Annotated in this window: 22 protein-coding genes; 8 read left to right on the forward strand and 14 right to left on the reverse strand. The window is 69.7% G+C overall.

What is annotated here, in order from left to right; genetic code table 11:
* Positions 1-57: 57 nt before the first annotated feature.
* The 6 genes from ACAM52_RS04330 to fhuF form a co-directional block, all read right to left on the reverse strand.
* On the reverse strand, positions 58-2,505 hold the full coding sequence (locus ACAM52_RS04330) for a TonB-dependent siderophore receptor (protein WP_369646226.1): 2,448 nt from the start codon (positions 2,503-2,505) through the stop codon (positions 58-60).
* Between the two features lie 204 nt (positions 2,506-2,709).
* Positions 2,710-3,738: a FecR family protein gene (locus ACAM52_RS04335; protein ID WP_369646227.1), complete on the reverse strand. Its 1,029-nt coding sequence runs from the start codon at positions 3,736-3,738 to the stop codon at positions 2,710-2,712.
* Positions 3,735-4,313, reverse strand: coding sequence for an RNA polymerase sigma factor (locus ACAM52_RS04340; RefSeq protein WP_070062439.1), 579 nt, complete (start codon positions 4,311-4,313; stop codon positions 3,735-3,737). The genes ACAM52_RS04335 and ACAM52_RS04340 overlap by 4 nt, the downstream gene beginning before the upstream one ends.
* 160 nt (positions 4,314-4,473) lie before the next feature.
* Positions 4,474-5,793 (reverse strand): lysine N(6)-hydroxylase/L-ornithine N(5)-oxygenase family protein, encoded by a 1,320-nt coding sequence (locus ACAM52_RS04345; protein ID WP_369646228.1) that lies wholly within the window; start codon positions 5,791-5,793, stop codon positions 4,474-4,476.
* Positions 5,780-6,886: a GNAT family N-acetyltransferase gene (locus tag ACAM52_RS04350; RefSeq protein ID WP_369646229.1), complete on the reverse strand. Its 1,107-nt coding sequence runs from the start codon at positions 6,884-6,886 to the stop codon at positions 5,780-5,782. The genes ACAM52_RS04345 and ACAM52_RS04350 overlap by 14 nt, the downstream gene beginning before the upstream one ends.
* A gap of 66 nt (positions 6,887-6,952) precedes the next feature.
* Positions 6,953-7,738: a siderophore-iron reductase FhuF gene (gene fhuF, locus ACAM52_RS04355; RefSeq protein ID WP_369646230.1), complete on the reverse strand. Its 786-nt coding sequence runs from the start codon at positions 7,736-7,738 to the stop codon at positions 6,953-6,955.
* A 162-nt stretch (positions 7,739-7,900) separates the two neighbouring features.
* Here fhuF and ACAM52_RS04360 point away from each other — a divergent pair, with 162 nt between their 5' ends.
* The 3 genes from ACAM52_RS04360 (at position 7,901) to ACAM52_RS04370 (ending at position 11,224) form a co-directional block, all read left to right on the forward strand.
* Complete coding sequence (locus tag ACAM52_RS04360) at positions 7,901-8,134, forward strand: hypothetical protein (RefSeq protein ID WP_062469860.1); 234 nt, start codon at positions 7,901-7,903, stop codon at positions 8,132-8,134.
* 85 nt (positions 8,135-8,219) lie between these two features.
* Complete coding sequence (locus ACAM52_RS04365) at positions 8,220-9,899, forward strand: cyclic peptide export ABC transporter (RefSeq protein ID WP_369646231.1); 1,680 nt, start codon at positions 8,220-8,222, stop codon at positions 9,897-9,899.
* A gap of 161 nt (positions 9,900-10,060) precedes the next feature.
* Positions 10,061-11,224: a glutamate carboxypeptidase gene (locus tag ACAM52_RS04370; protein ID WP_369647694.1), complete on the forward strand. Its 1,164-nt coding sequence runs from the start codon at positions 10,061-10,063 to the stop codon at positions 11,222-11,224.
* A 17-nt stretch (positions 11,225-11,241) separates the two neighbouring features.
* On the opposite strand, the gene ACAM52_RS04375 is transcribed toward ACAM52_RS04370, so the two are convergent.
* Genes ACAM52_RS04375 through ACAM52_RS04385 form a run of 3 tightly spaced genes read right to left on the reverse strand, consistent with a single transcriptional unit; the run spans position 11,242 to position 13,642 of the window.
* On the reverse strand, positions 11,242-11,946 hold the full coding sequence (locus ACAM52_RS04375; RefSeq protein WP_369646232.1) for a glutathione S-transferase N-terminal domain-containing protein: 705 nt from the start codon (positions 11,944-11,946) through the stop codon (positions 11,242-11,244).
* 54 nt (positions 11,947-12,000) lie between these two features.
* Positions 12,001-12,963 carry a TIGR03571 family LLM class oxidoreductase gene (locus tag ACAM52_RS04380; protein WP_307637853.1) on the reverse strand — a complete coding sequence of 321 codons (963 nt, stop codon included), beginning with the start codon at positions 12,961-12,963 and terminating at the stop codon, positions 12,001-12,003.
* A 7-nt stretch (positions 12,964-12,970) separates the two neighbouring features.
* On the reverse strand, positions 12,971-13,642 hold the full coding sequence (locus ACAM52_RS04385) for a TetR/AcrR family transcriptional regulator (RefSeq protein ID WP_139702901.1): 672 nt from the start codon (positions 13,640-13,642) through the stop codon (positions 12,971-12,973).
* Between the two features lie 202 nt (positions 13,643-13,844).
* On the opposite strand from ACAM52_RS04385, the gene ACAM52_RS04390 reads away from it, so the two are divergent.
* From ACAM52_RS04390 to ACAM52_RS04400, 3 genes are read left to right on the forward strand one after another with little or no spacing between them, the layout of a single operon-like run.
* Positions 13,845-14,648: an SDR family NAD(P)-dependent oxidoreductase gene (locus tag ACAM52_RS04390; RefSeq protein ID WP_369646233.1), complete on the forward strand. Its 804-nt coding sequence runs from the start codon at positions 13,845-13,847 to the stop codon at positions 14,646-14,648.
* A 22-nt stretch (positions 14,649-14,670) separates the two neighbouring features.
* Positions 14,671-15,804 (forward strand): DUF5938 domain-containing protein, encoded by a 1,134-nt coding sequence (locus ACAM52_RS04395; protein WP_062469831.1) that lies wholly within the window; start codon positions 14,671-14,673, stop codon positions 15,802-15,804.
* Between the two features lie 5 nt (positions 15,805-15,809).
* Positions 15,810-17,354, forward strand: coding sequence for a long-chain fatty acid--CoA ligase (locus ACAM52_RS04400; RefSeq protein ID WP_369646234.1), 1,545 nt, complete (start codon positions 15,810-15,812; stop codon positions 17,352-17,354).
* A gap of 7 nt (positions 17,355-17,361) precedes the next feature.
* On the opposite strand, the gene ACAM52_RS04405 is transcribed toward ACAM52_RS04400, so the two are convergent.
* Positions 17,362-18,969 carry a class I adenylate-forming enzyme family protein gene (locus ACAM52_RS04405; protein WP_369646235.1) on the reverse strand — a complete coding sequence of 536 codons (1,608 nt, stop codon included), beginning with the start codon at positions 18,967-18,969 and terminating at the stop codon, positions 17,362-17,364.
* 114 nt (positions 18,970-19,083) lie between these two features.
* Positions 19,084-19,932 (reverse strand): hypothetical protein, encoded by an 849-nt coding sequence (locus ACAM52_RS04410; protein ID WP_159275890.1) that lies wholly within the window; start codon positions 19,930-19,932, stop codon positions 19,084-19,086.
* 186 nt (positions 19,933-20,118) lie between these two features.
* Here ACAM52_RS04410 and ACAM52_RS04415 point away from each other — a divergent pair, with 186 nt between their 5' ends.
* Complete coding sequence (locus ACAM52_RS04415) at positions 20,119-20,772, forward strand: DUF1345 domain-containing protein (RefSeq protein ID WP_070062606.1); 654 nt, start codon at positions 20,119-20,121, stop codon at positions 20,770-20,772.
* 7 nt (positions 20,773-20,779) lie between these two features.
* On the opposite strand, the gene ACAM52_RS04420 is transcribed toward ACAM52_RS04415, so the two are convergent.
* The 3 genes from ACAM52_RS04420 to ACAM52_RS04430 form a co-directional block, all read right to left on the reverse strand.
* Positions 20,780-21,742, reverse strand: a complete 963-nt coding sequence (locus ACAM52_RS04420; RefSeq protein ID WP_159270831.1) for a DMT family transporter — start codon at positions 21,740-21,742, stop codon at positions 20,780-20,782.
* 76 nt (positions 21,743-21,818) lie between these two features.
* The gene (locus tag ACAM52_RS04425; RefSeq protein WP_062469816.1) at positions 21,819-22,316 is read right to left on the reverse strand and encodes a methylated-DNA--[protein]-cysteine S-methyltransferase; all 498 of its coding nucleotides are present in this window, start codon (positions 22,314-22,316) and stop codon (positions 21,819-21,821) included.
* A complete protein-coding gene (locus ACAM52_RS04430) occupies positions 22,313-23,917 on the reverse strand; it encodes a DNA-3-methyladenine glycosylase 2 family protein (protein ID WP_369646236.1) in 1,605 nt (534 codons plus the stop codon). Before ACAM52_RS04430 ends, ACAM52_RS04425 begins: the two co-directional genes overlap by 4 nt.
* 110 nt (positions 23,918-24,027) lie before the next feature.
* Here ACAM52_RS04430 and ACAM52_RS04435 point away from each other — a divergent pair, with 110 nt between their 5' ends.
* Positions 24,028-25,410, forward strand: a complete 1,383-nt coding sequence (locus ACAM52_RS04435) for a phosphomannomutase/phosphoglucomutase (RefSeq protein ID WP_369646237.1) — start codon at positions 24,028-24,030, stop codon at positions 25,408-25,410.
* The last annotated feature ends 3 nt before the right edge of the window (positions 25,411-25,413 follow it).

Genomic DNA, 25,413 nt, shown 5'->3' on the forward strand with positions numbered 1-25,413 from the left:
CGTGCGTCAAGGGCACCCTTCTGCCGGTGCCGCCCTATTTCAGTTCGTTGGTGCGTGTCAGAGCTTGTAGCTGAGCTTCAGCCAGGCGTTGCGCGGGTTGCCCTGCGTGTAGCCGTTGTAGGCGCCCAGGCCGTTGTAGTAGCGCTTGTCGCCGAGGTTCTCGATGTGCAGCGAGGCGCTCAGGCGGTTGTTGATGTCGTAGCGCGCCATCAGGCCGAACAGCGTCAGGCCGCCTTGCGAGGCGCGGCCCAGTTCGTTGAACTCGTCGTAGTAGATGCCGCTCTGGTAGCTCACGCTGCCGCCGACGGTGAGCTTGCTCCACTCGCCCGGCAGGCGGTAGCTGGTGGCCACCCGGAACAGGCGGCGCGGGTACTGCGGGTTCAGCAGCACGCCGTCGGCGTCGCGCTTGGCGTGGTAGGTGTAGCCCGCGAGCATCTGCAGGCCCGGCAGCACTTCGCCGGCGGCGGTGAGCTCGAAGCCCTTGCTCTTGGCGCCCTGCACCGCGCGGTACGGAATGCCGCCGTCGGGCAGCAGCGAGCCGGCGCCGGTGTCGATCACGGCCAGGTTGGTCTCGCGCGTCTTGAAGATCGCGGCGCTGGTGTTGAGCTTGCCGCCGAAATGCTCGCCCTTCAGGCCCAGCTCGATGTTCTTGCCGCGCTGCGGCGCGATGAGCGAGTTGTTGCGGTCGCGCACCGTGTTGGGCTGGAAGATGTCGGTGTAGCTGCCGTACAGCGAGAGTTCCTTGCTCACGTCGAACACCACGCCCAGGTAGGGCGTGACCACGCCGTTCTCGCGCATCGAACTCACGCCGGTGCGCCGCCAGGTGGTCCAGTCGAGCGTGGACGCATCGGACTTGTACCAGGTGCCGCGCGCGCCGACGATGAGCGACAGCGGCTCGGCCAGCTTCAGGCGGGTCGAGGCGTAGATGGCTTTCTCGGTGGTGTTCAGCGGCGCCGTGTACAGCGGGTACGAGAAGGAGGTCGGCTCGGGGAAGCTCTGCAGCTGGTAGAAGTTCAGCGGCCGGCGGTCGATCATGCGCGGCACGGCGCCACGCGTGTAGACCGTGGCGTCGTAGGTGTTGTAGCTCATGCCCACCACGGCCTCGTGCGTCTGGCCGAAGGCCTCGAACGGGCCCTTCAGGTGCACGTCGAGGGCCTTGTTGGCGCCTTCGGCGGGGTTCTCGCGGATGTCGATGGTGGAGGTGCCGGTGCGCGCGTTGATCGCGCGGTAGATGCTCAGGTCGCCCGAGGCGCGCTCGCGCTTGCTCTTGAGGTAGCTGGCGTCCACCTTCAGCTGCCAGCCCGCGCCCAGGCGCTGGTCGAGGTTGGCGAACAGCTTGTCGGAGTACATGTCCCAGTAGCTCCACGGGGCGCTGGAGTTGAACGAGCGTGGCAGGTTGGTGCGTTGGCCGTTGCTGAAGAACAGCGGGCTCTGGCCGTAGTTGGCGCCGTCGATGGCGGTCTTCTGGTGCTCGAAGCCCACCGACAGGCGCGAGCCCGCCGCGAGGTCGACTTCGAGAATGCCGTACAGCGCGTCTTCGCTGCGCTTCTTGTTCTCGATGAAGCTCTTGCCGTCGGTGCGCGAGGCCATGAAGCGCCCGCGCACGCTGCCGTCGGCGTTGAGGGGGCCGCCCACGTCGATCTCGGCGTTGTAGCGGCTCCAGCTGCCGATGCCGCCCGAGATGTGGCCGGCGAACTCGGAGGTCGGGCGCTTGCGCACGAGGTTGATGGCGCCGCCGGGCGAGCCCACGCCGTTGAGCAGGCCGGCCGCGCCGCGGATCACCTCGACGCGGTCGTAGAAGGCGGTGCTGATCATGCTCGACTCGCCAGCCACGCTGTTGAAGCCCAGCGTGGGCACGCCGTCGATCATGGTGCTCAGGGCGAAGCCGCGCGAGGAGAAGGTCACGCGCTCGTCGTTGCGGTCGGCCACGATGCCGGGCGTCTGGCGCAGCACGTCTTCGAGGGTGACGAGGTTCTGGTCGTCGATCTGCTGGCGGCCGATGACGCTGACCGACTGCGGCGTCTCGCGCAGCGACAGGTCCATGCGCGTGGCGCCGGCGGCGGCGCGCGTGGTGTACGAGCCCGTGCCTTCGGTGGTGCCGTCGGTGGCGGCCTGCGCGGCCACGGTCACGGCCGGCAGCGTGGAAGCGCCGGCCGTAGATTGGCGCTGGATGGTGACGCGCGTGGGGCCGTTGCGCACCGCCACGAGGCCGCTGCCGGCCAACAGGCGGTCGAGCGCCTGCTGGAAGCTCAGGCGGCCCGACACCGCCGGAGTGGCCAGGCCCGAGACCACGTCACCCGCGGCGAGCACCTGCACGCCGGTCTGGCGCGACAGCTCGTTGAGCGCGGCGCCCAGCGGCTGGGCGGGCACGTTGATGTCGCGCGCTGGGGCGGCGGCCTGGTCGGTGCCCTGGGCGGCGGCGAGGCCGCTCCAGCTGGCAAGGGCAGTTCCGAAGGCAGCGGCAAGCGCGGCGCTCAGGAGTCGGTGGCGAGGCGAGAAACGCATGGGTGAAGGCTCCAGACAAATAAATCGGTGCGGCATGAAACGGGGGCGCGCCGCAGCCGTCGATCGGATGCGGGGTGCTTCTGGATGTAAGACGTTTGAACTCGAAAAAGAGAGACAGGCCCGTGACACGCCATGGGCCGCCGCGTCGATGCGGGCCGAAAACGAGCGGGAAAAGGGAGCGGCGCGCCGGCGGGCGCACTGAGGTCAGCGCGCCTGCAGGTGCACGCTGCCGTCGGGCCGGGCCACCGCCACCAGCGGCAGGATGGCCGGCAGCGCGTCGAGCAGGCCGGCCGAGTCGTTGGTGCGAAAGCGCCCGGAGAGCCGCATTGCGTCGATGCGGGCGTCGGCGCCGACGATGGGCGCGCTGCGGTAGCTGTTGACCGCGGCCAGCGCGTCGCCCAGCGGCGTGTTGTCGAACACCAGCCAGCCGTCGCGCCAGGCCGAGAGGGCGGCGGTGTCGGCCTGGCGCACTGGGTCGGCGTGGCCGTCGCGCACCTCGAGCATGTCGCCGGCGCGCAGGTCGACCACTTCGCCGCTGCGTTCGGTGCCGGCCTGGCGCAGCACCTGCACGCGCACATGGCCGTGCTCGACGCCCACGGTGATCGGGCCGCCGCGGTCGCGCACGGTGAAGGCGGTACCGACGACTTCGATGATCGCCTCGCGCGTGCGCACCACGAAGGGCCGCTCGGCGTCGGGGGCGACGTCGAAGCGGACCTCGCCGCGTGCCATGTCGATCATGCGGCGGCGGCGGTAGAGCGTGACGTCGACGGCGCTCTGGGGCGCGAGGTCGAGGCGGCTGCCGGCCGAGGCATCGGCGGCATCGGCCAGCGTGACCTTGAGCATCCGCGCGTTCGGCGTGCGGTAGGCCGCCTGGAACACGGGCTGCTGCCAGTACCACTGCACGCCGCGCCCGGCGACCACGCCGGCGCCGAGCAGCCCGGCGACCGACAGCAGCATCTTGCGGCGCGAGGGGTGGCGTGGGGCCGGTGCGGGCACGGGCTCGTCGAAGTGCGCGCGCAGGTCGTCGGCCATGCCGCCCAGGGCGTTCCAGCGCTCGCGCGCCTCGCGCACGGCGGCGGCGTGTTCGGGCGAGCGCGTGCGCCACTGGTCGAGCGCGAGCCGGGCGCTGTTGGCGGCCGGGCTCGGCGGCGCGATCTCGTCCTCGACGATGAGCGCGAGCGCGCGTTCGATCAGCCGTTCACGCGGAACGACCGCTGTGGCCGCACGGCTCATGAAAAGTCTTCGGCCAGTGCGGTGTCGAAGCCCGCGTGGCTGTTCACCGCCTGCGGCTCGATCAGTTCATGGCGCAGCTCGGCGAACACGCGCGAGCAGTCGATGGTGGCGCGCAGCAGGTGCTTGGCGACCGCCATCTCGGTGATGCCCAGGCGCTGCGCGATCTCGGCGCGCGAGTGGCCATAGGCGCGGAACAGCAGGAACACCTCGCGCCGGCGCGGCGGCAGCTGTTCCATGGTTTCCACCACGCGGCGCAGCACACGGTGCTGCGCCACGACGTATTCGGACGAGGGGGCCGTGAGGTGCGTGCCCACGACGGCATGCGAGACGGCCCACTCCTGCGCCACCTTGCGGTGGCGGGCTTCGTCGATGCACAGGTTGCGCGCCACGCGGAACAGCAGGGCGCGCGGCGACTCGATGGCGGCGCCGTCACGCAGGCCGAGCGTGTGCGTGTACACGCGCTCGAAGCTCGACTGCGCGATGTCGGCCGCATGGTGCGGGTCGCGCAGGTCGCGCGTGAGCTGCCGGCGCAAGTCCGCGTAGTGAGACACAAGTTCCTGGACGAGGTCGCGCATCCGGTCGCCTTCTCGCAAGCATCGACAAAGGACCCCTGGGCCGATGGCTGGTGCGCGCCGGTGAAGAGGAGGCGAGGGCGCTGGCTTCGGTGACCCCGGGGATGGGGTGAATAAGAACTATTCTTATTGAGTGTAGCACCGAAGCCTTGCGTTTCCGTGGCTAGACCACGGGCGCGGCGTGGGCGGGGCGCTCTGCGGCCGGCACCTGTGGCGCCTGCGCCGTGTGCCGCGGCGTGGCGTTCAGCAGCGCCTGCCCGATCTCGTCGGAGCGGATGGCGGTGACCGACAGCAGCGTGTCGCTCAGGCCGTGGCTGGTCTCGCAGGCGCCCTGCAGGAAGATGCCCGGGCGCAGCGCCGGCGTGCCCTGCACGCGGTAGTCGCGGTCGACCGAGAAATCGCCCAGGTAGGGCGCCAGCGGTGCCAGCAGCGTGCGGTGCGCGTCGCGCGCGTAGCCGGTGGCGAGCACCACGGCGTCGTAGGCCTTGTCGTGGCGCGCGCCGGTGTTCAGGTCGTGCAGCGACAGGTGGATGCCGTCCTGCGCGGCGCGCACGGCCGACACCTCGTGCCGCCGCAGGAAGCTGTGGCGCGCCGAGCCGGCCACGCGCTGGCGGTAGAACACGTTGAAGATCTGCTGGATCAGCTCCAGGTCGGGCGCGGCGTAGTTGGTGTGCCAGAACTCCTCGAGCAGCTTGGCGCGCTCGTTCACCGAGCGGTTGAACACGAAGTCGGTGAAGTCGGTGTTGAAGATCTCGTTCACGAACGGGCTGTCGTCCGAGGGCTTGATGGAGCGCGCCCGCATGATCAGGTCGACCTGCGGCTTGGCCGGGTGCGACTGCAGGTCCATGAAGATCTCGGCCGCGCTCTGGCCCGCGCCCACGATGGCGATGCGGTCGGCGCCGGGGTGGCGGGCGATGGCCTCCAGGTAGGTGCTCGAATGGAACACGCGGCCGTCGTCGCGCAGGGGCTGGAAGCGCGCCGGGATGTTGGCCACGCCGCCCACGCTCACCACCAGGTTGCGCGCCAGGCGCTCGCGCACCGCGCCGTTGGCATCGCGCGAGCGCACGCGCAGCAGCGAGACCTCGTTGCCCTTCATCTCGGGCACCACCTCGAACACGGCCTCGCCGTAGGCGCAGCGGTCTTCGAACTGCGCCGCGGCCCAGCCCAGGTAGTCGTTGAACTCGTGGCGGCTCGGGAAGAAGGTCTTGAGGTTGATGAAGTCCTGCAGGCGCTGTTTCTCGTGCAGGTAGTTCAGGAAGGTGAAGCGGCTGGACGGATTGCGCAGCGTGGCCAGGTCCTTCAGGAACGAGATCTGCATGTGCGCGTTGTCCAGCAGCATGTTGCGGTGCCAGACGAAGCCCGGCTGCTTCTCGATGAACAGCGCATCGACGAAGTGGCCCTTCTGGCGCTTCTCGTCGAGCGCGATGGCCAGCGCGATGTTGGACGGGCCGAAGCCGACGCCGATCAGGTCATGGATTTGCATGGATGTCCTCCAGGGATGGCTCGTGTCGACGAGCCGGGGCCGGCGAAGCGGCGGTGGGGTCGGCGCGCGGAATCCACAGCGCCTCGCCGAAGAAACGCTCGCGCCACAGCACGCCCAGCAGGGCGCGCTTGTGCGGAAAGTCGAACTCCTTCACATGGGCGTAGCCGCAGCGGCCCAGGCTCCGGATCATTTTTTCGTTGTCGGCGCGCGGCTCGATCACCAGGCGCTGCGTGCGCGGGTCGTCCAGGAAGAGGTAGTGCGACACCGACGGCATCCAGGCCGTGAGAAAGGGCTTGCCGCGAAAGCGCGCCTCGCCCACCAGCGCATGCCAGCCGCGGTCGTGGTCGGCCGCGTCGTAGAAGGGCGCGATGCGGTCTTCCTTGGCCCAGTAGGCCTCGAAGTAGCCGAAGGCCTCGCCATCGAAGCGGCCGACGAGGCCGGTCACGCGCGGGTCGGCCGCAATGCCTTCGAGGTACTGGCGGTGGCGCGCGAGGTCGCCTTCCTCTTCCCAGAAATGGGCGACCACGGGATCGTTCATCCAGCGATGGAAGGCGGGCAGGTCGCGTTCGATGTCGACCGTGTCGAGCGTGAGCGTCTGGTTCAGCCACGGGATGTGGCGGCGGTACACCGTGCCCTGCGGCTTGGCGGGGCGCAGCGGATGGCGCTTGCCCTGCGTGACGACGAAGCGCTGCGCGAAGGGCTCGCGCGGCTGCGGCAGCCAGGCGCGCGGCCATTGCCAGAAGGCCTCGCGCGCGACCGTGGGCAGCGCGCCCTCGGCCGGCGTGACGATGCCTGCGTCCACCAGACGCGTGCCGGTCGGCAGCGGTGATTGCAGCGCGAGCTGCCGTGCGGCCGGGTGGCGCTGAAAGGTCGCCTCGATCGCCGCCAGCAGGTGCGCTTCGTCAGGCTCGCCCGCGCAGGCGCCCAGCCATTCGAGGCGCGGCGTGCCGGGCTGCGCGCGCAGGGCCCAGGTGCTGCCGTGGCGGTCGCCGTCGTGCGGCGTCACCTTGAGCGCGGTGCCTTCCAGCCGGACGTCCAGCACCCGGCCTTCGGGATGCGCGTGAAAGCGCCATGCAGTGTCGTGGGCGGTCAAGCAAAACCTCCGGGGTGTGGTCGATGTGTGGGATGCAGAAGGAAGACGCGGGCTGCGGCCGGATGTTTAGTCGGCGGTGCTTGCACAGCGCTCCCGCTCGAACTCGGGCGAGAGCGGACACGCGCCGCAGTAGCCCAGCCGCGGCACGAGGTAGTAGAGGCAGCACTGGCGGTGCAGCGTGACCGGCGGGGCGCTGCGGTCGGCCACGCGCACACCGCGGCGCGCGGGCATGAACATCGGGTTGTCGCGCGCCTCGCCGCACGGCTGCGGCCAGGTCGGGCGGTGCAGCAGGTGCTCGAGGTCGGCGGTCACGGCCGGCGCCTGGCCGCTCATGCGCAGGCCTTCTTCCAGCACCGGCTCGAGGTAGCGCACGGCGTTGCCCCAGAGGATCTTGGGCGCCAGCCGCGTGAGCTGGGTCAGCCGCGCGAACAAGGGCGCCAGGTGCGTCCACAGCAGCACGTCGTAGCGCGCGGCCGTATCGGTGCCGGGGCGCGGCGTGCCGAGCTCGACGATGTGGAAGCACTCCGGGTCGCCGTCTGCGTCGTCGAGCGACACCCACACCTGTTCGGGCGTGACCGGAAAGCCGTGCTGCAGCAGGCTCGCGGCGGCGGCCATGGGCGGCAACAGCGCGTGCAGGTAGTTCATGCTCCAGGCGGACGCGACGGCGCGCAGGTCGCGCTCCGGCATGTTCAGCGTGCGTGCCTTCAGGCGCAGCAGCGCCAGCAGGCGCGGCGGATCGGCCAGCAGGTCGGCCACGCGCACGGCATCGGGCGGCGGGTGCGGGGCGCAGGCCAGCGTTTCGCCGTAGGGCGCCCACTCGCCCTGGAAGATCGGCGCGAGCAGCGGGATCACGGGGCGGGGCCGAAGGTGGCGTGAGGAAGAAGGCGCACAGGCATGCAGCAGAAGACGCGCCGGCGGGCCAGAAATTTAGTCCGCACGAGGCCCGTGCCTAAACAGCCTGCCCCACGGAGCGTCTACTCACTCATCGACAGCAGTGCAGGCGTGCGAATCCCCATGAGCTTCCCGAGACACCGTCCCTCCGATCCGGCCTTCAGCATGGCCTGGCGGCTTTTTCGCGAGCTGCACGACGCACCGTCGCCCGAGCGCGCCGAGCAGCTCGTGGCCTGGCTCGGCCAGGACCCGGGCCACGTGCGCGCGCTCGACGAGGCCCTGACGCTGTGGGCGCTGGCGGGCGCCTCGGTGGTGGAGGCCGCGCGCGAGGCGGGGGCGCAGCCGCTGCTGCAATAGGCGCCGCGCCTTCCTGCTAAACAAGCAGGCGCGCCGAACGTCATTGCAGGGAGCCCGTCTCCCTTAGCAACGAACCGTCCGCCGCATGAACCTCACACCCGCCAGCGCCCCCGCGTCCGAACTCGTCCGGCTGTTGCGGCCCTACTTCCCGTGGATCGCGCTGTCGACCGTGACCGGCATCGGCGCGGGCATCGCGACCGTCGCGCTGCTGGCGACCATCAACCAGGTGCTGCATCGCCCCGGCGGCCTGGCCGGCGGGCTGCTGCTGACCTTCATCGGCCTGTGCGTGGTGGCGCTGGTCGGGCGCGCCACCTCCGACATGTCGAACAACGTGGTCGGCCAGCGGCTCGTGGCGCAAGTGCGCAAGAGCCTGGCGCTGAAGATCCTCGCAGCGCCGATCGATGCGCTCGAGCGTTACCGCATGCACCGCCTGATGCCCGTGCTCACGCAGGACGTCGACATGATCAGCGACGTGGCCTTCATGCTGGCCTCGACCATGATCGCGCTGGCCGTTTCCCTTGGTTGCCTGGGTTACCTGGCGTGGCTTTCGCCGCCGCTGTTCGGCCTGCTGCTGGGGGCGCTGCTCGTGGGCATCACCGTGCAGAGCCTGGCGCATGCGCGCGGCATCTCGGGTTTCTTCAAGGCGCGCGAGCAGGAAGAGGCGCTGCACAAGGCCTACCGCGGTATCAGCGAAGGCGCGAAGGAGCTGCGCATGCACCGCGCGCGCCGCGCCAAGGTGTACGAGCAGCAGGTGGCGCACACGGTGGAACGCATCCACGACATCAACCGGCGTGCCATCAACATCTTCGTGCTCGCCTCGTCCTTCGGTTCGGCGCTGTTCTTCCTGCTGATTGCGCTGATCCTCGGCTGGGCCGCGTTCCGCGACACCGCGCCGGTCGTGCTCAGCGGCTTCGTGCTGGTGCTGTTGTTTTTGAAGGGGCCGCTCGACCAGGTGGTGGCGGCGCTGCCGCACCTGGGGCGCGCGAAGGTGGCCTTCGAGCGCATCGGCGACCTGTCGGCCCGCTTCGCCACGCCCGAACCGCACCTGGACCTGCACGCGCCGCCCGCCACGCCGGTGCTGCACGACGCCATCGAACTGCGCGGCGCGCGCTACGCGTTCCCGGCGGTGGAGGGCGCGGAGCCCTTCGTGCTCGGCCCGGTCGATTTGCGCATCGGCCGCCGCGAGATTGTCTTCATCGTCGGCGACAACGGTTCGGGCAAGACCACGCTCATCAAGCTGCTGCTGGGCCTCTACGCGCCGGTGGCGGGCGAGCTGCTGCTCGACGGCAAGGCCGTGACGCGCGAGACGCGCGACGACTACCGCCAGCTCTTCACCACCGTGTTCTCGGACTTCTATCTGTTCGAAGACCTCGTGGCCGGCGAAGAAGGCGGCCACCAGGCGTTGCCCGAAACCGCCTTGCCCTACCTGCAGCGCCTGGAGATCGCGCACAAGGTATCGGTGAAAGACGGCGCCTTCAGCACCACCGACCTCTCGACCGGCCAGCGCAAGCGGCTGGCGCTGGTGCATGCTTACCTCGAAGGCCGGCCGGTGCTGGTGTTCGACGAATGGGCCGCCGACCAGGACCCGGCCTTTCGCCATCTGTTCTACACCGAGCTGCTGCCAGAGCTGCGCGCCAAGGGGCACTCGCTGGTGGTCATCTCGCACGACGACCGTTACTTTCATGTGGCCGACCGCATCGTCCACATGAAGGCCGGGCGCATCGCGCAGGCCACCGAGGCGCCGGCGCCGAGCCTCGCGGCTTGACCCGTTCGCGAAGCGGGTGCTAGTGTGGGGTTCGCTTCGAACGAACCTCCACAACAGAAAGAACAGGCTTCCTCATGCACCTTCGCTCCACCCCGCGTTCATGGACGCGCGCCGCCTGCCAGGGCGCCGTGCTGGCCAGTGCCTTGCTCGCCGTCAATGCCATGGCCCAGAAGCCGCACCAGGGCGTGCTCGACGCCGCCACGCAGCAAAAGGACGAAACGCTGCAGCTGCTGGAGCGCATGGTCAACATCGACTCCGGTTCGACCAACACCGAGGGCTTGGCCAAGGTGCGCGAGATGGTGGCGGACGAACTGCGCAAGCTCGACGCGCGCATCGAGAGCTTTCCCGCCGAACCGCACCCGGGCACCAACCTGGTCGCGACGCTGACCGGCCAGGGCAAGAAGAAGATTCTCATCCTGGCCCACATCGACACCGTGTTCAAGGACGGCACGGCCGCGGCCAAGCCCTTCTACATCAAGGACGGGCGCGCCTACGGCCCCGGCGTGATGGACAACAAGGGCGGTGTCGTGGCCGGCCTGCAGGCGCTGAAGATCCTGCAGAAGATCGGTTTCAAGGACTACGGCCAGATCACCTTCCTGATCGACACCAACGAAGAAACGGGCTCGGTCGGCACCAGCGCGCTCATCGAACGCGTGGCCAAGCAGCACGACGTGGCGCTGAACCTCGAGCCGGGGCGCCCGGCCGACGGCCTCGTGGTCGAGCGCAAGGGCTCGGCCACGGCGCTCATCGAGGTGAAGGGGCTCGCGTCGCACGCGGGCGTCGCGCCCGAGGCGGGCCGCAACGCCGCGATGGAAGTCGCGCACCAGGTGCTGCAGCTGTCGAAGGTGGCCGATGCGGCCAAGAAGACCACCGTCAACTTCACGGTGCTCACGGCCAACGGCCCGACCAACGTGATTCCCGCGTCGGCCAGCGCCAAGGGCGACGTGCGCGCCGCCACGCCCGAGGAGCTCGACCGCGTCGAGAAGGATCTGACGCGCATCGCGCAGAACAAGCTCATCCCCGAGACCGAGGTGCGTGTGCGCCTCGTGCGCGGCCTGCCGCCGATGCCGCGCTCGCCCGCGTCGGACAAGCTGGTGCGCATGGCCGAGGGCATCTACGGCGAGATCGGCAAGAAGCTCACCATCGAGAGCAGCGGCGGCGCCGCCGACGCGAGCCTCGTGGCCGGTGTCGGCGTGCCGGTGCTCGATGGCTTCGGCATCGTGGGTGGCGGCATCCACACGCCGGAGGAATACGCCGAGGTCGAGAGCGTGGTGCCGCGGCTTTATCTGCTGTCGCGGATGCTCATGGACCTGAGCGCGAACTAGGGGCTGTTGTCGGGGCCTCAGCCCCGCTTCGGAATGCCCAGGCCCTTCACCACGGCGGGCCGCGCCACGAAGGCCTCGAGCACGCGCGCGACGTTCTTGAACTCGCTGAAGCCCACGAGGTCGCCGGCCTCGTAGAAGCCGATCAGGTTGCGCACCCAGGGGAAGGTGGCGATGTCGGCGATGGTGTAGCTGTCACCCATGATCCAGGCGCGGTCGGCGAGGTGCTTGTCGAGCACGCCGAGCAGACGCTTCGACTCGGCCACGTAGCGGTCGCGCGGGCGCTTGTCTTCGTAGTCCTTGCCGGCGAACTTGTTGAAGAAGCCGAGCTGGCCGAACATCGGGCCGATGCCGCCCATCTGGAACATCACCCACTGGATGGTCTCGTAGCGGGCCGCCGCGTCCTTCGGAATGAACTGGCCGGTCTTTTCTGCGATGTACAGCAGGATCGCGCCCGATTCGAACAGCGCCAGCGGCTGGCCGCCCGGGCCGTTCGGGTCGAGGATGGCGGGGATCTTGTTGTTCGGGTTGAGCGACAGGAACTCCGGCGACATCTGGTCCTGGGTCTCGAAGCTCACGAGGTGCGGCTCGTAGGGCAGGCCGGTTTCCTCCAGCAGGATCGACACCTTCACGCCGTTGGGTGTGGGCAGCGAGTACAGCTGCAGGCGCTCGGGGTGCTGCGCGGGCCATTTCTTCGTGATGGGGAAGTGCGAGAGATCGGTCATGGGGAAAGTCCTTGGAAGGAGGTCGACAACGGCGAGCGCCGGATTCTGCACGGGTCAGGCGGGCGGTGTGCGCGCATGGCCTTGCAGGCGCGGCAGCACCTCGCGGCCGAGTTCATCGACCACGTCCTGCGCGGGCCGCCGGCTGCTGCGCGCGAGGTTCAGCAGCACGTGGGCGACGCCGGCGTCTTCCATGCGGTCGAGGTAGTCGACGAGCGCATGGCGTCCGGCGCGCAGGCCGAGTTCGATGGGCTCGGCGGGTGCGTCGGCATCGTCCAGCAGGTCGAGCTGCAACGACTGAACGAAGGGCTTGGCCTCGCCGCCCGCGCGCTCGCGCAGCGCGGTCTGCCACAGGCCGATGCGGCCCTGCTGGCGTGCTTCGTCGCGGTGGTAGGTGGCCCAGCCGTCGGCGTGGGCGGCGGTCCATTGCAGCGACTGGCGCGCCGAGCCCACCACCAGCATGCCGATGCGCGCGGCGGGCGCCGCCATGAGGTCGTGGCCGCCGGTGGCTTCGTGCAGCGCGGCGCGCTCGTGCGCATCGGGCGAGAGCGCCGAGCGCACGAGGTTCCAGCGTTCGCGGAAGACGTCGCCGCGCAGCGCGATGTCCTGCTGGAAGATGGCGAACTCGGCCTCGCGGTCGCCCGAGCCCAGGCCGAGGATGAAGCGGTCGTTCGACAGGCGGTTGAGCGAGAGCGCGGCCTTGGCCACGTGCAGCGGATGGCGCAGCGGCAGCACGGCGGCGGCGGTGCCGAGCGCGATGCGCTGCGTGGCGGCGGCCAGCGCGGTGAGCCAGATGAAGGGCTCGTCGAGCACCGCGGTCTCTTCGCCCTGGGGCAGCATCACTGGCACGTCGCGCGTCCACAGCGCGGCAAAGCCGAGCGTGTCGGCAAGACGGGCCAGCTGCAGTTCGGACGCGGGGTCGGCCATCGCGCCGGGCGGGCGCGCCAGCGGCGTCATCAGGCCCAGGGTGAGGCGCCCGGCGAGCAGCGTCTGCCGGTAGGCGGTGTTGAACGGCGCCATGGCGGCGTCAGGCGCGCCGCTTGCGGGAGGCCGGCGCGACGGGCGCAGCGAACAGCCGCTCGATCGATTGCCGCACGTCGGCCTGCATGTCGGCGATGGCTTTGGTGTCGCCCGAGAGGTGCTTGAGCAGCGCCTGCAGGAACAGCCCGTCGAAGAGGGCGTAGCAGGCCGAGGGCGGCAGGCCGGGGGCTTGCCCCGAGAGTTCGGCGAAGCGGCTCATGATGCGCCAGATCATGTCTTCGAGGCTCTTGTCGATCTGCACCACGTCGTCGTGGAAGGCCGCTTCGAACAGCGCCTGCGAGCGCAGGTCGTACCAGAGCCGGTGCACGTGGCCTTCGCCAAGCAGCGTGTCGCCCAGGCTCTGCAGGAAGCCTTCCATGAGCTCGTCATACGTCGTGGCGGTGTCGACTGCGTGGTCGTAGCGCGTGACGCAGCGCGCCTTGTACTGCTTGACGCTGCAGACGATGAGGTCGACCTTGTCGCTGAAGTAGTAGTGCAGCACACCATGCGAGAACTCGGAGTTCTGCGCAATTTCGCGCAGGCTGGTGCGCGCGTAGCCGAGCGTGGCCAGCGTGGTGAGGGCGGCTTCGCCGAGCTCGGCGCGGCGCTGCTCGAACTTGTCGGCCGGTGCCTTCTGCACCCGCCCGGCGTGCTTCTTTACCCGTGAATGAGTGGTCATTTCTAGCCAGGCCGCAGAGTGCCGGCCGCTGTGTTTCCTGGTGATTGCAAACCATAGCACGCGGCGTGGGAAATCCCTCGTACGTGCATTCCAGAGGCATTTTACGAAATTTGGGCAGTCGTCAAAAAAATTCTTGACACTCGTCAAGTCGATTCCTAGCATGACCGCTCCATCTCATACACATATCCACAGGAGACAAGTGATGGCCAAGTTCGACTTGACGGGGCGCAAGGCCCTGGTGACAGGGGGTGCGCGCGGCATCGGCGCGGGCATCGCCCAGGCGTTGGCGCAGGCGGGTGCGTCGGTGATGATCGGCGACGTGCTCGCCGATCTGGGCCGCGAGACCGCACAGCGGCTCTCCGCCGAAGGGGCGAAGGTGGGCTTTGTCCCGCTCGACGTCACGAAGGACGGCGACTGGGCCTCTGCCACCGAGGCCACGGTGAAGGCGCTGGGCGGCTTCGACATCCTGGTCAACAACGCCGGCATCGAGATCACCTCGCTGGTGGTCGACGTCGACGGCGACGACCTGCGCCGCATGCTCGACGTGAACGTGGCCGGCACGCTGCTGGGCATGAAGCACGCCTTTCGCGCCATGCGCCCCGGCGGCAGCGCGGGCGGCGGCGGGGCGGTGGTCAACATCGCGTCGGTCGCGGCCACCATCGCCTTTCCCGCCATCGCCGGTTACTCGGCGACCAAGTCGGCGGTCGACCGTGCCACGCGCGTGGCGGCCATGGAGTCCGGCAAACTGGGCTACGGCGTGCGCGTCAACTGCATCTACCCCGGCCTCGTGCCCACCGACATGGGCATGAAGCTCGCCAACGACATCGTGGCCGCGGGGCTCGCGCCCAGCGTCGAGGCCGCCGTGGGCGACGTCATCGGCCAGACGCCGCTGGGCCGCCTCGGCGAGATCGGCGACATGGCCGACGTGGTGGTCTTCCTCTGCTCCGACGCCGCCCGGTTCATCACCGGCGCGGGCCTCGCGGTGGACGGCGGCATGGGCATGTGAGCAACCAACCAGGAGAGAAACAATGAGCAGCAAGAAGAAACCCGTCATCGTCTACGGCGCCTCCGGCTACACCGGGCGCCTGGTCTGCGAGTACCTGCGCGAGTACCACATCCCCTTCATCGCGGCGGGCCGCAGCGCAGAGAAGCTCGAAGCGGCGATGAAGTCGAACGTGCCCGGCATCGAGACCGCCGACTACGAAGTGGTCGAGGTCGCGCACACGGTTGAAGCGCTCACCGAGCTCTTCACCGGCGCCTCGGTCGTGCTCAACACGGTGGGCCCGTTCGCCAAGTTCGGCCCCGAGGTGGTCGATGCCTGCCTGGCCGCCGGTTGCCACTACACCGACACCACCGGCGAGCAAGACTGGCTCATCACGCTCGACCAGAAATACGGTGCCAAGTTCGCGGCGGCCGGCCTGCTGCTCTCGCCCGGCCTGGCGCAGATGTACACCACCGGCGAAATCGCGGCGCAGCTGTGCCTGGAAACGCCCGGCCTGGACACGCTCGACATCGCGGTGTTCTGGGGCGGCAGCCCGACCATCGCGTCGACGCAGACCATCCTGGTGAACGCGGCCACGTCCAAGGCCTTCTACCTGGAGCAGAACCAGTACGTCGAGTGGCAGCCCGACGCGGGCCTGTACCACCTGTCGATTCCCGGCCAGCACGAAGCCGCATTGGCATTGCCCTGGGGCGGCACCTCTCACCCGGTGTGGTTCAAGCGCGACCCGCGCGTGGCCAACGTGAAGGTGCTCGGCGGCGTCTTCAACAAGCCGCTGATGCTGGGCGTGCCGCAGATCGTGGCCGCCGCGCTCAAGGCCACCGAAGGCATGAACGACGAAGACCGCTATGCCGCGCTGGCCCAGACGGCCGCGGGCGTGATGAACACCATGCCGCCGCGCGAGAACCCGCGCATCAACAAGTCGGTCGACTCGGTGCATGCCTCCGGTCCGCTGGGCCGCGCGCATTGCGTGATCTTCGGCAACTGCAACTACAAGCAGACCGGCCTGCTGCAGGCCTATGCCGCGGCCTCGCTGCTGCAGCAGGCCCCGCGCCGCGCCGGCTTTGCCTCGGGCTGCCAGGCCTTCGGGCATCGCGAGCTGCTGGGGGCGCTGCGCAGCTTCGGGCTGGTGCAGGAACCCGTGCTCACGCGGATGGGCTGACGCGCATGCGCCTCGTCGACTACCTCGACAAAGGCGCCCAGCAGGGCGCCGATTCGCCGTGCCTCACCATGGGCGACGCCGACCTGAGCTACGGCCAGGTGCAACGCATCAGCTGGCGCGTGGCGCGCGGCCTGCAGCGCGCGGGCGTCCAGCCCGGGGACAAGGTGGCGGTGCTCTCGAGCAACGACGCCCTGGCCTTCGCCACGGTGTTCGGCATTTCGCGCGCCGGTGGCGTGTGGTGCCCGATCAACCCGCGCAACGAAGCCAGCGAGAACGCCTTCGTGCTCGACGCCTTCGATTGCGCCTGCCTCGTGTTCCACAGCAACTACGCGCCGATGGTCGAGCAGATGCGCGCGCAGCTGCCGAAGCTGAAGGCGCTGGTGTGCCTCGACCAGCGGCAGGCCTTCGCGCCCGCCATGGGCGAATGGCTCGACGGGCTGGACGATGCGCCGATCGACATCGCGCAGCCCGACGACGTGGCCATGATCGCCGGCACCGGCGGCACCACCGGCCAGCCCAAGGGCGTGATGCTCTCGGGCGGCAACCTGGAGGCCATGTCGGCGCTGACCCTTATGGGCTACCCGTTCGAAGGCCGGCCCGTGTACCTGGCGCTCGCGCCGCTCACGCATGCGGCCGGCGTGCTGTGCCTGCCCGTGATGGCGCTGGGCGGGCGCGTGGTCATCATGCCCAAGCCCGACCTGAGCGAGTTCCTCGCGCTCATCGAGCGCCGGCGCGTCACCCACACCTTCCTGCCGCCGACGCTGATCTACATGCTGCTGCAGCACCCGGCGCTGGCGCAGACGAAGCGCGATTCGCTGCAGTGCTTCTGGTACGGCGCCGCGCCCATGTCGGCCGCGCGGCTCGAAGAAGCGCTCGACAAGATCGGCCCCGTCATGGCCCAGCTCTTCGGCCAGACCGAGGCGCCGATGATGGTCTCGATGATGCCGCCGCGCGACCACTTCAATGCCGACGGTTCGGTGGCGCGCCAGCGCCTGGCCTCGGCGGGGCGGCCCGGGCCGCTGGTGCAGGTCGGCATCATGAACGGCGAGGGCGCCTTGCTGCCCACCGGTGAGAGCGGCGAGATCGTGGTGCGCGGCTCGCTCGTGATGCGCGGCTACTACAAGGACCCGAAGGCCACGCAGGAGGCCTCGCGCCACGGCTGGCACCACACGGGCGACATCGGCTACCTCGACGCCGACGGCTTCCTGTACATCGTCGACCGCGCCAAGGACATGATCATCTCGGGCGGCTTCAACGTCTACTCCGCCGAGGTGGAGCAGGTGCTGATGCAGCACCCCGACGTGCAGGACAGCGCGGTCGTCGGCCTGCCCGACGAGAAGTGGGGCGAGCGCGTGGTGGCCGTGCTGCAGCTGCACGCGGGCCGCAGCGTGGACGCCGAGGCGATCAAGACCTTCGTCAAGTCGCGCATCGGCAGCGTGAAGGCGCCCAAGCAGGTCGAGGTGTGGGCCGACCTGCCGCGCTCCAAGGTCGGCAAGGTGCTCAAGAAGGAAGTGCGGGCGTCGCTGCTGCAGAAACTGCAGTCGCCCTGATGCGGGTTCAGTCGCGCTGGTAGTGCCCCTGGTGCGCCTGGCGCAGCTCGAACTTCTGGATCTTGCCCGTCGAGGTCATCGGCAGCGCGGGCACGAAGACGATGTCCTTGGGCACCTCGAAGCCGCCGAGGTGCTCCTTGCAGTGCGCCGTGAGCGCAGCCTCCGAGAACTCGGCCGGCGCATCGGGCCGGCGCGTGACGAAGGCCGTGATGGCCTCGCCCCAGCGCTCGTGCGGCAGGCCGACCACCGCCGCGTTCAGCACGGCCGGGTGGCGCAGCAGCACCTCCTCGACCTTGAGCGAGGGCACGTTCTCGCCGCCCGACTTGACCATGTCCTTGAGCCGGTCGAGAAAGATCAGCTGCCCGTCGTCGTCCAGCTTGCCCAGGTCGCCCGAGTGGTGCCAGCCGAAGCGCTGCGCGTGCGCCGTGGCCTGTGGGTCCTTGTAGTAGCCGAGCATCACGTTCGGTCCGCGAAAGACGATCTCGCCGACCTGGTTCGGCGCCAGCAGCTCGCCCTCGTCGCCCATCACCGCGACCTCGTTCACCAGGGTGCCCACGCCCCAGTACGAGCCGAAGCGCTCGCGCTGCTGGTGCGTCTCGAAGATGGTGGCGCCGGGGTACATCTCGGTCTGGCCCGAGGCCAGCGCGAAGTTCGGGCACAGCGCATCGAGCAGGCGCAGCAGCAGCGTGCGCGACATCGGCGCCATCGCATACACGCACAGCCGCAGGCTCGACAGGTCGCGCGATTCGCGCTGCGGGTGGGCCAGCAGCGCGCCGTACATCATGGGCAGCCCGACCGTCACGGTGATCCTGTGGCGCTCGATGGCCGCGAGCATCGCGCCGGGGTCGAAGCCGCGCAGGATGACGTTCGTGCCGCCCACCGCGAGCGCCGACATCAGCACCGTGTGCTGCCCGCAGTGAAAGAGCGGCAGCACGTTGCTCCACACGTCGTGGTGCGCCGGGCCGCCGCCCCATTCGAGCATGTTGCTCTGGAGCACCGAGTGCACCGAGGCGTGCGAATGCATCACGCCCTTCTGCCGGCCGGTGGTGCCGCTGGTGTACATGATGAGCGCGAGCTGGTTGGTGTCGATGGCCACGTCGGGCAGCGTGGCCGGCCCTTGCGCAATGGCCTGCGCCACGGTGGGCACGCCGGGCGGCGGCGTGTCGCCGTCGAGCACGCACAGCAGCGGCGAGACGCCCGCCGTGTCCAGCAGCTGGCGCAGTTCAGGGCGCGCGTGCAGCGCGGTGTCGATCACGAGGTGCCGCGCCTCGGCGTGTTCGAGGATGTAGCCGATGGCATCGACCGCGAGCGCCGTGTTGATCGGCACCCACACGAGTCCGGCCTTCTGGATGCCGAGCAGCGCGACCACCATCTCGATCGAGTTGTTGCACAGCATGGCCACGCGCTCGCCGCTTGCGAGGCCCAGGCCCAGCAGATGGTGCGCGAAGCGGTTCGATGCGGCGTCGAGCTCGCTGTAGCTCATGCGGTGCTCGCCTTCGATGAGCGCGGTGCGCGCGCCGAAGCGCCGCGCGCTGCGGTGGATCACGTCGCCCAGCGCGATGCGGGCGATGCGTTGGAAGGAGGAGGGCGTGGGCTCGGTGCGGGCGGCGGGCATGGGGGCGTGTCTCCGGTCGTTGTGGATGTCGATCGGAGCGCAGACTAAGACCGGCACCGCCTGCCGGTCTTGCGAAGAGTGGCTATGCGGCGCCGGCCGCCCGCCGGGGCCGCGTCAGAAGCGGGCCTTGAGGAAGGCCGAGGGCCCTTGCAGCCGCACCTTGAGGCGCGAATCGGCGAAGCCGCCCTCGCGCGTGAGGTCGATGTTGGTCACGCCATACGACAGCACCAGGCCCACGTTCTTCACCGGAAACCACTCCACGCCGGCTGCGGCGTTGTAGATGTTGCCGTGGAAGCGGCCGCTGCTTTTCCAGACGCCGGAGGCGTCTGCGAACAGCCGGAGGTCGGGCGTGATCGCGTGGCGCACGCCGACCTCGAGCAGGGGCGCGATGGCGTTGTCGCTCGAGCGCTCGCTGACCGAACGCACCTGTCCGTTCACCCCGACCAGCGCGCTGGCACCGAGCGTCGCGCGGTAGTAGGCCGCGCCGGCGCCCAGGCCGAAGACGGTGTTGCCCGAGCCGAGCCACCACTTGTAGGCGAGCTTGGCAAAGTCCAGCTGGGCCGAGAGGTTCGCGTTGCCGATGGCGCTCAGCGAGCCGAAGCTGCCGAACGAGGTGTTGCCGGCGACCTGTCCTTCATAGTCGCGCTTGTAGCGGTAGTAGTCGAAAGACAGGCCCTGGCTGTCGCCGATCAGCACGTCGGCCGAGATGCGCGGCATGGTCACGCGGCCCGGCTTGAGTTCGTTCGATCGCAGCACGCCGTAGGGGGTTTCGACCGAGGCGCTGAACTTGGGATCGGCACTGAAGGCTCCCACCGAGAAGCTGAAACGGTCCAGCGCCGGTGAGGGCTCGGCCGCAGCAAAGGGCGCGAAGCAAAGAAGGGAGAGGGCGCCGGTTCCGGCCAGGGCGCCCAGGGCGCCGAATCTCGCGGTCCGGTCGAACGGACGCGAACGAAGCAACAGCATGAAAGAAATCCTTCGGGTGAAAGATGCCTCGGGCATGTGCATGGCGCAATGCCTCCGGGCTGAGGCTCCCTGAAACCGCATCACCTTAGTGACGCGGCATCGCGCTGCGCATGCGCCGTTGGCCGATGTGCCTGTAGGAAATTGCCGATCGCGCGCCGATGCATGCCGCGGCGCTACAGTCCGCCCATGCGCGAACACCTTTCCACCACCACCGGTCCCCAACGCCTTCTCTACGGGGCCGCGGCGGCCGTCGCGGTGGCGCTCGTGCCCTGGCCGATGGGCCTCACGGCGCGCGCGCTGGCCGGCTGGTGCGCGGGCGTGGCCGTGTACCAGGTGCTCAGCTGGTGGTTGGCCGAGACCTTCGACGCCCAGCGTACGCGCGAGCGCGCGCAGCAGCTGGACCAGCCCAACGTCGTGATCCTGGTGTCGATGCTGGTGGCGGTGGGCGTGAGCGTGGTCGCCATCGCGATGCTGCTGCAGCAGGTGCGCCAGCTCAGCGGCTGGGCGCGCGGCGCGCACGTGGCGCTCGGGCTCGTGGCACTGGCGGGCTCGTGGCTGATGATGCACACGATCTACGCCTTCCACTACGCGCACCGCTACTACATCGACCGCAAGGACAGCGCCTCCGACGGCGGGCTCGACTTTCCGGGCAAGGAGGCGCCCGACTACTTCGACTTCATGTACTACGCCTACGTGATCGGCATGACCTCGCAGGTGTCGGACGTGCAGGCCACTTCGCACGAGATGCGGCGCATCACGCTGGTCCACAGCGTGCTCGCCTTCGCCTTCAACATGCTCGTGCTGGCCCTGTCCGTGAACGTGGTGGCCGGCGTGGTCTGAAGAAGGCTCAGCCCGCGGCCTTGCGCAGCGACGGCAGCTTGACGATGCCGGTCGACAGCGCCACGCCGCACACGATCACGAAGGCGCAGATCAGCATCCACTGCGTGATCTGCTCGCCCAGGAACACGGCGCCGTAGAACAGCGCGAACACCGGCACGAGGAAGGTCACGGTGAGGGCGCGGGCCGGGCCGGCGCGCTCGATGAGCCGGAAGAACAGGATGTAGGCCACGCCGGTGCAGGCGATGCCCAGCGCCAGCAGCGCCAGCCAGGCGCGCAGGCTGGGCATCTGCGCGGGCCAGAGCCAGATCGCGGGCAGCGCGAGGAACAGGCTGGCGCCGATCTGGCTGCCGGTGGCCGTGGTCAGCGCGGGCACGCCCGACAGGTGGCGCCGCGTGGCGCTGGCCGAGATGCCGTAGCAGAGGCACGCCGCCAGGCAGGCCAGCACGGCCCACAGCGCGGCGTGGTTGCTGGCGCCGGCATGCAGGCCGGCGCTGCGGCTGGCGAGCATCGCGACGCCCGCGAAACCGATCACCAGCCCGACGAGGCGCGAGCCGTTCGGCCGCTCGCGGAACCAGGCCCAGGCCACCAGCGCGCCGAACATCGGCGTGGTGGCGTTGAGCACCGCCGCCAGGCCGGTGTTGATGGTCAGCAGCGCGAAGCAGAACAGCGCGAAGGGCATGCCCGAGTTGAAGATGCCGACGGTGAGGCTGGCCTTCCAGTGCTTCGCGATCGACGGCCCCTGGCCGCGCAGCAGCGCGATCGGCAGCAGGAACAGCGCCGCGATGACCACGCGCACGGCGGCCGTCGGCAGCGCGCCGAACTCCGCCGCGCCGATGCGCATGAACAGGAAGGAGGCGCCCCACAGCGCGCCCAGCAGCACGAGATCGACGAGCCACGCTTTCGGTGCGAGCGCGGCGGGAGCGGGCGAAGGCGAGGGAGCGACGGTGGTGTTGTTGTTCGTTGTGGTCATGCGTCTCTTTGGGGAATGGCGCGTGGCGCCATCCAGAGGATGTCGCCACGCGCCATGGGCGGTGTTTTCTTCTGTCTTACTTGCCGGTCTCGAGTTCGAGCAAGGCCGTCTTGCGCTCGAGCCCGCCAGCGTAACCGGTCAGCGAGCCGTCTGCACCCAGCACGCGGTGGCAGGGCACGATCACGCTGATCGGGTTGCGCCCGACCGCCGCGCCGACCGCGCGCACCGCGGCCGGATTGCCCACGCGCTGGCTCAGCGCGCCGTAGGTCGTGGTCTCGCCGGCCGGGATGGCCAGCAGCGCCTGCCACACGCCCTGCTGGAAGGCGGTGCCGTGCGACAGGTCGAGCTGCATGTCGAAGTGGCTGCGGCGGCCCGCGAAGTAGTCGCGCAGCTGCGCGGCGGCCTCGACCAGCGCGGGGTGGTCGTCTTTCGTCTGCCAGCCCGTGGTGTCGGGCCAGTGGCGCTGGTGGTCGAACCAGACGCCGGCCAGGCCCTGGTCGGTGGCGGCCATCGTGACGCCGCCCAGCGGCGTGTCGGTGTGCGAGGTGTAGATGACGGTGCGCTTGAATTTCATGGTCTTTCAGGCACGGGGCCTGCCGTTGCGAGGTCGGAAGAAGTGGCGGTCGGCGCTATGGCCGATGCCGGTTCGGAGGGCGCGGGCGGCGTGTGCCAGGCCCGCAGCACCGCGTAGCTGCGCCAGGGGCGCCAGGCTTGCGAGGCTTCGCCCGCGGCGCGCGCGGTGGTCACGCCCAGCGCTTTCTGCAGGGCCACGTCGCCGGCGGGAAAGGCGTCGGGCCAGCGCAGCGCACGCATCGCGATGTACTGCGCGGTCCAGGCGCCGATGCCGGGCAGTTCCTGCAGCGCCGCGAGGGTGGAGGGCACGTCGGCGCCCGCATGCAGCGCCAGCCGGCCCGAGGCCACTTCGCGCGCGATGGCCTGCAGCGCGGCCTGCCGCTGGCGCACGATGCCCAGCTGCCCGAGCGCATCGCCACTGGCCGCCGCCAGCGCGGCGGGCGTGGGGAAGAGGCGGGTCAGGCCATCGATGGGCGTGTCGATCACGTCGCCGAAAGCCTCGACCAGCCGCGAGCCCAGCGTGCGCGCCGCGGCCACGGTGATCTGCTGGCCCAGCACCGCGCGCACCGCGAGCTCGAAGCCGTCGACCGTGCCGGGCACGCGCAGCCCGTCGCCGTGCGGGAAGGCGGCATGCAGCGCTGCGTTGATCGCCATCGGCTCCGCGTCGAGGTCGAACAGGGCGCGTGCGCGGCTGATGACGATGGGCAGCACCGCGGCCAGCGAATCGCTCACGGCCAGCAGCACCTGCTCGCGTTCGAGGTCGAAGCGCAGCTGCAGCCAGCCGGCATGCGCCTGTCCGCCTTGCTGCACGCGCAGCGTGCGTGCCAGCCGCACATAGGTCGGCGTGCTGCCCTTGGCGGGCTCCTTGCCGTCGGCGGTGTGCACGGTCTCCACGCCGCGCAGCGCGCGCCGTGCGAAGAAGCCGAGCATGGCGTTGGCGTCGTAGGGCGGGCGAAAGCCCAGCCGCACCTCGATGGCCTTGCCTTCGCCGCCCTCGGTGCCGCCCGCGCGGCGCAGTGCGCTCGGGTTGAGTCCGTAGTGCTCCACGAAGGCTGCATTGAAGCGCCGCACGCTCGCGAAGCCGCTGGCCAGCGCCACCTGCGTCATCGGCAGGCGCGTGTCGGCGATGAGCTGCTTGGCGGCCAGCAGGCGGCGCGTCTGCAGGTACTGCAGCGGCGACACGCCGAACTGCGCCTCGAAGATGCGCCGCAGGTGGCGGTCGCTCACGCCCAGGCGGGCCGCGATCTGCGCCGCGCCGGGGCCTTCCTCGGACCAGGCGTCGGGCTCGTCGATGAGCCGCGCCGCCTGCAGCGCCAGGATGCGCGAGGCGTCTTCGGTCGACCAGCTGGCCGCGCGCGGTGCCAGCTCGGGCCGGCAGCGCAGGCAGGGCCGGAAGCCTGCGGCCTCGGCCTGGGCCGCGTGGCGGAAGAAGCGGCAGTTCTCGCGCCGCGGCAGCTTCACGCGGCACACCGGCCGGCAGTAGATGCCGGTGGAGGTCACGGCCGTGAAGAACGAGCCGTCGAAGCGCGCGTCGTGCGTCTTCATCGCCAGGTAGCAGGCGTCGCTCTCGAGCACTTCGGAGGGGGCGTGGGCGGTAGACATGGGGAAATGATACGGTTTCGACTCGTTTCAACTGGCCGTTTTCGGACATCGATGTCTACAACGCGTTGCCTACAATGCCCGACTCCGAACCAACAGTGACCCCGCCCTTCATGCAGCTCAGCGCATCGATCTTCAAGGCCTATGACATCCGCGGCGTCGTGCCCCTCAGTCTCGATGTCGAAGTGGCCGAGGCGCTGGGCCGTGCCTTCGGCAGCGCAGCACGCGCGGCCGGCGAGACCGCGGTGGCCGTGGGCCGCGACGGCCGCCTGTCGGGCCCGGCGCTGGTGGACGCGCTGATCGACGGACTGGTCGCCACCGGCGTCGAGGTGATCGACATCGGCGCGGTCACGACCCCGATGCTGTACTTCGCGGCCCACACGCTGTGCACCAGCGGCATCCAGGTCACGGGCAGCCACAACCCGAAGGACTACAACGGCTTCAAGATGGTGCTGGCCGGCCGCGCGATCTACGGCGACGAGATCCAGGGCCTGCGCAAGACCATGGAAGACGGCAGCGCCACGCTGGCGCCCGGCGGCAGCGTGCGCAAGGTCGACGTGACCGACGCCTACGTGCAGCGCATCGTGGGCGACATCAAGCTCGCGCGCCCCATGAAGATCGTGGTCGATTCGGGCAACGGCATCGCGGGCGCAACCGCGCCGGCCATCTTCCGCGCCATCGGTTGCGACGTGGTCGAGCTGTTCAGCGAGGTCGACGGCAACTTCCCCAACCACCACCCCGACCCGAGCAAGCCCGACAACCTCCGGGACCTGACGGCCGAGCTGGCCAAGGGCCAGGCCGAGCTGGGCCTGGCTTTCGACGGCGACGGCGACCGGCTGGGCATCGTCACGAAGGACGGCCAGAACATCTTCCCCGACCGCCAGATGCAGCTCTTCGCGCAGGACGTGCTCTCGCGCGTGCCCGGCGGCACCATCGTCTATGACGTGAAGTGCTCGCAGCGCCTGGCGCCGGCCATCGAGGCCGCGGGCGGCACGCCGATGATCTACAAGACCGGCCACTCGCTCATCAAGGCGAAGATGAAGGAAATCGATTCGCCGCTGGGCGGCGAGATGAGCGGCCACATCTTCTTCAAGGAGCGCTGGTACGGCTTCGATGACGGCACGTACGCCGGCTGCCGCCTGCTCGAGATCCTGAGCAAGCACCCGGACGCGAACGCCGTGCTCAATGCGCTGCCCACCAGCTTCTCGACCCCCGAACTGAACGTCGCCTGCGCCGAAGGCGAGCCGCACGCGCTGGTCGCCCGGCTCGTGCAGAACGCGCGCTTCGACGCGCCCGCCCAGGTCTCGACCATCGACGGCCTGCGCGTGGACTGGCCCGATGGATTCGGGCTGATCCGCGCTTCCAATACCACCCCCGTGCTGGTGCTGCGCTTCGAAGGCCAGACCGAGGCGGCGCTCCAACGCATCGAGACCGAGATGCTTGCGGTGCTGCGAACGGTCAAGCCCGACGCCACGCTGGCCGCTGCTGCCCACTGAAGA

This window comes from Variovorax sp. V118 (assembly GCF_041154445.1).
Classification (GTDB): domain Bacteria; phylum Pseudomonadota; class Gammaproteobacteria; order Burkholderiales; family Burkholderiaceae_C; genus Variovorax; species Variovorax boronicumulans.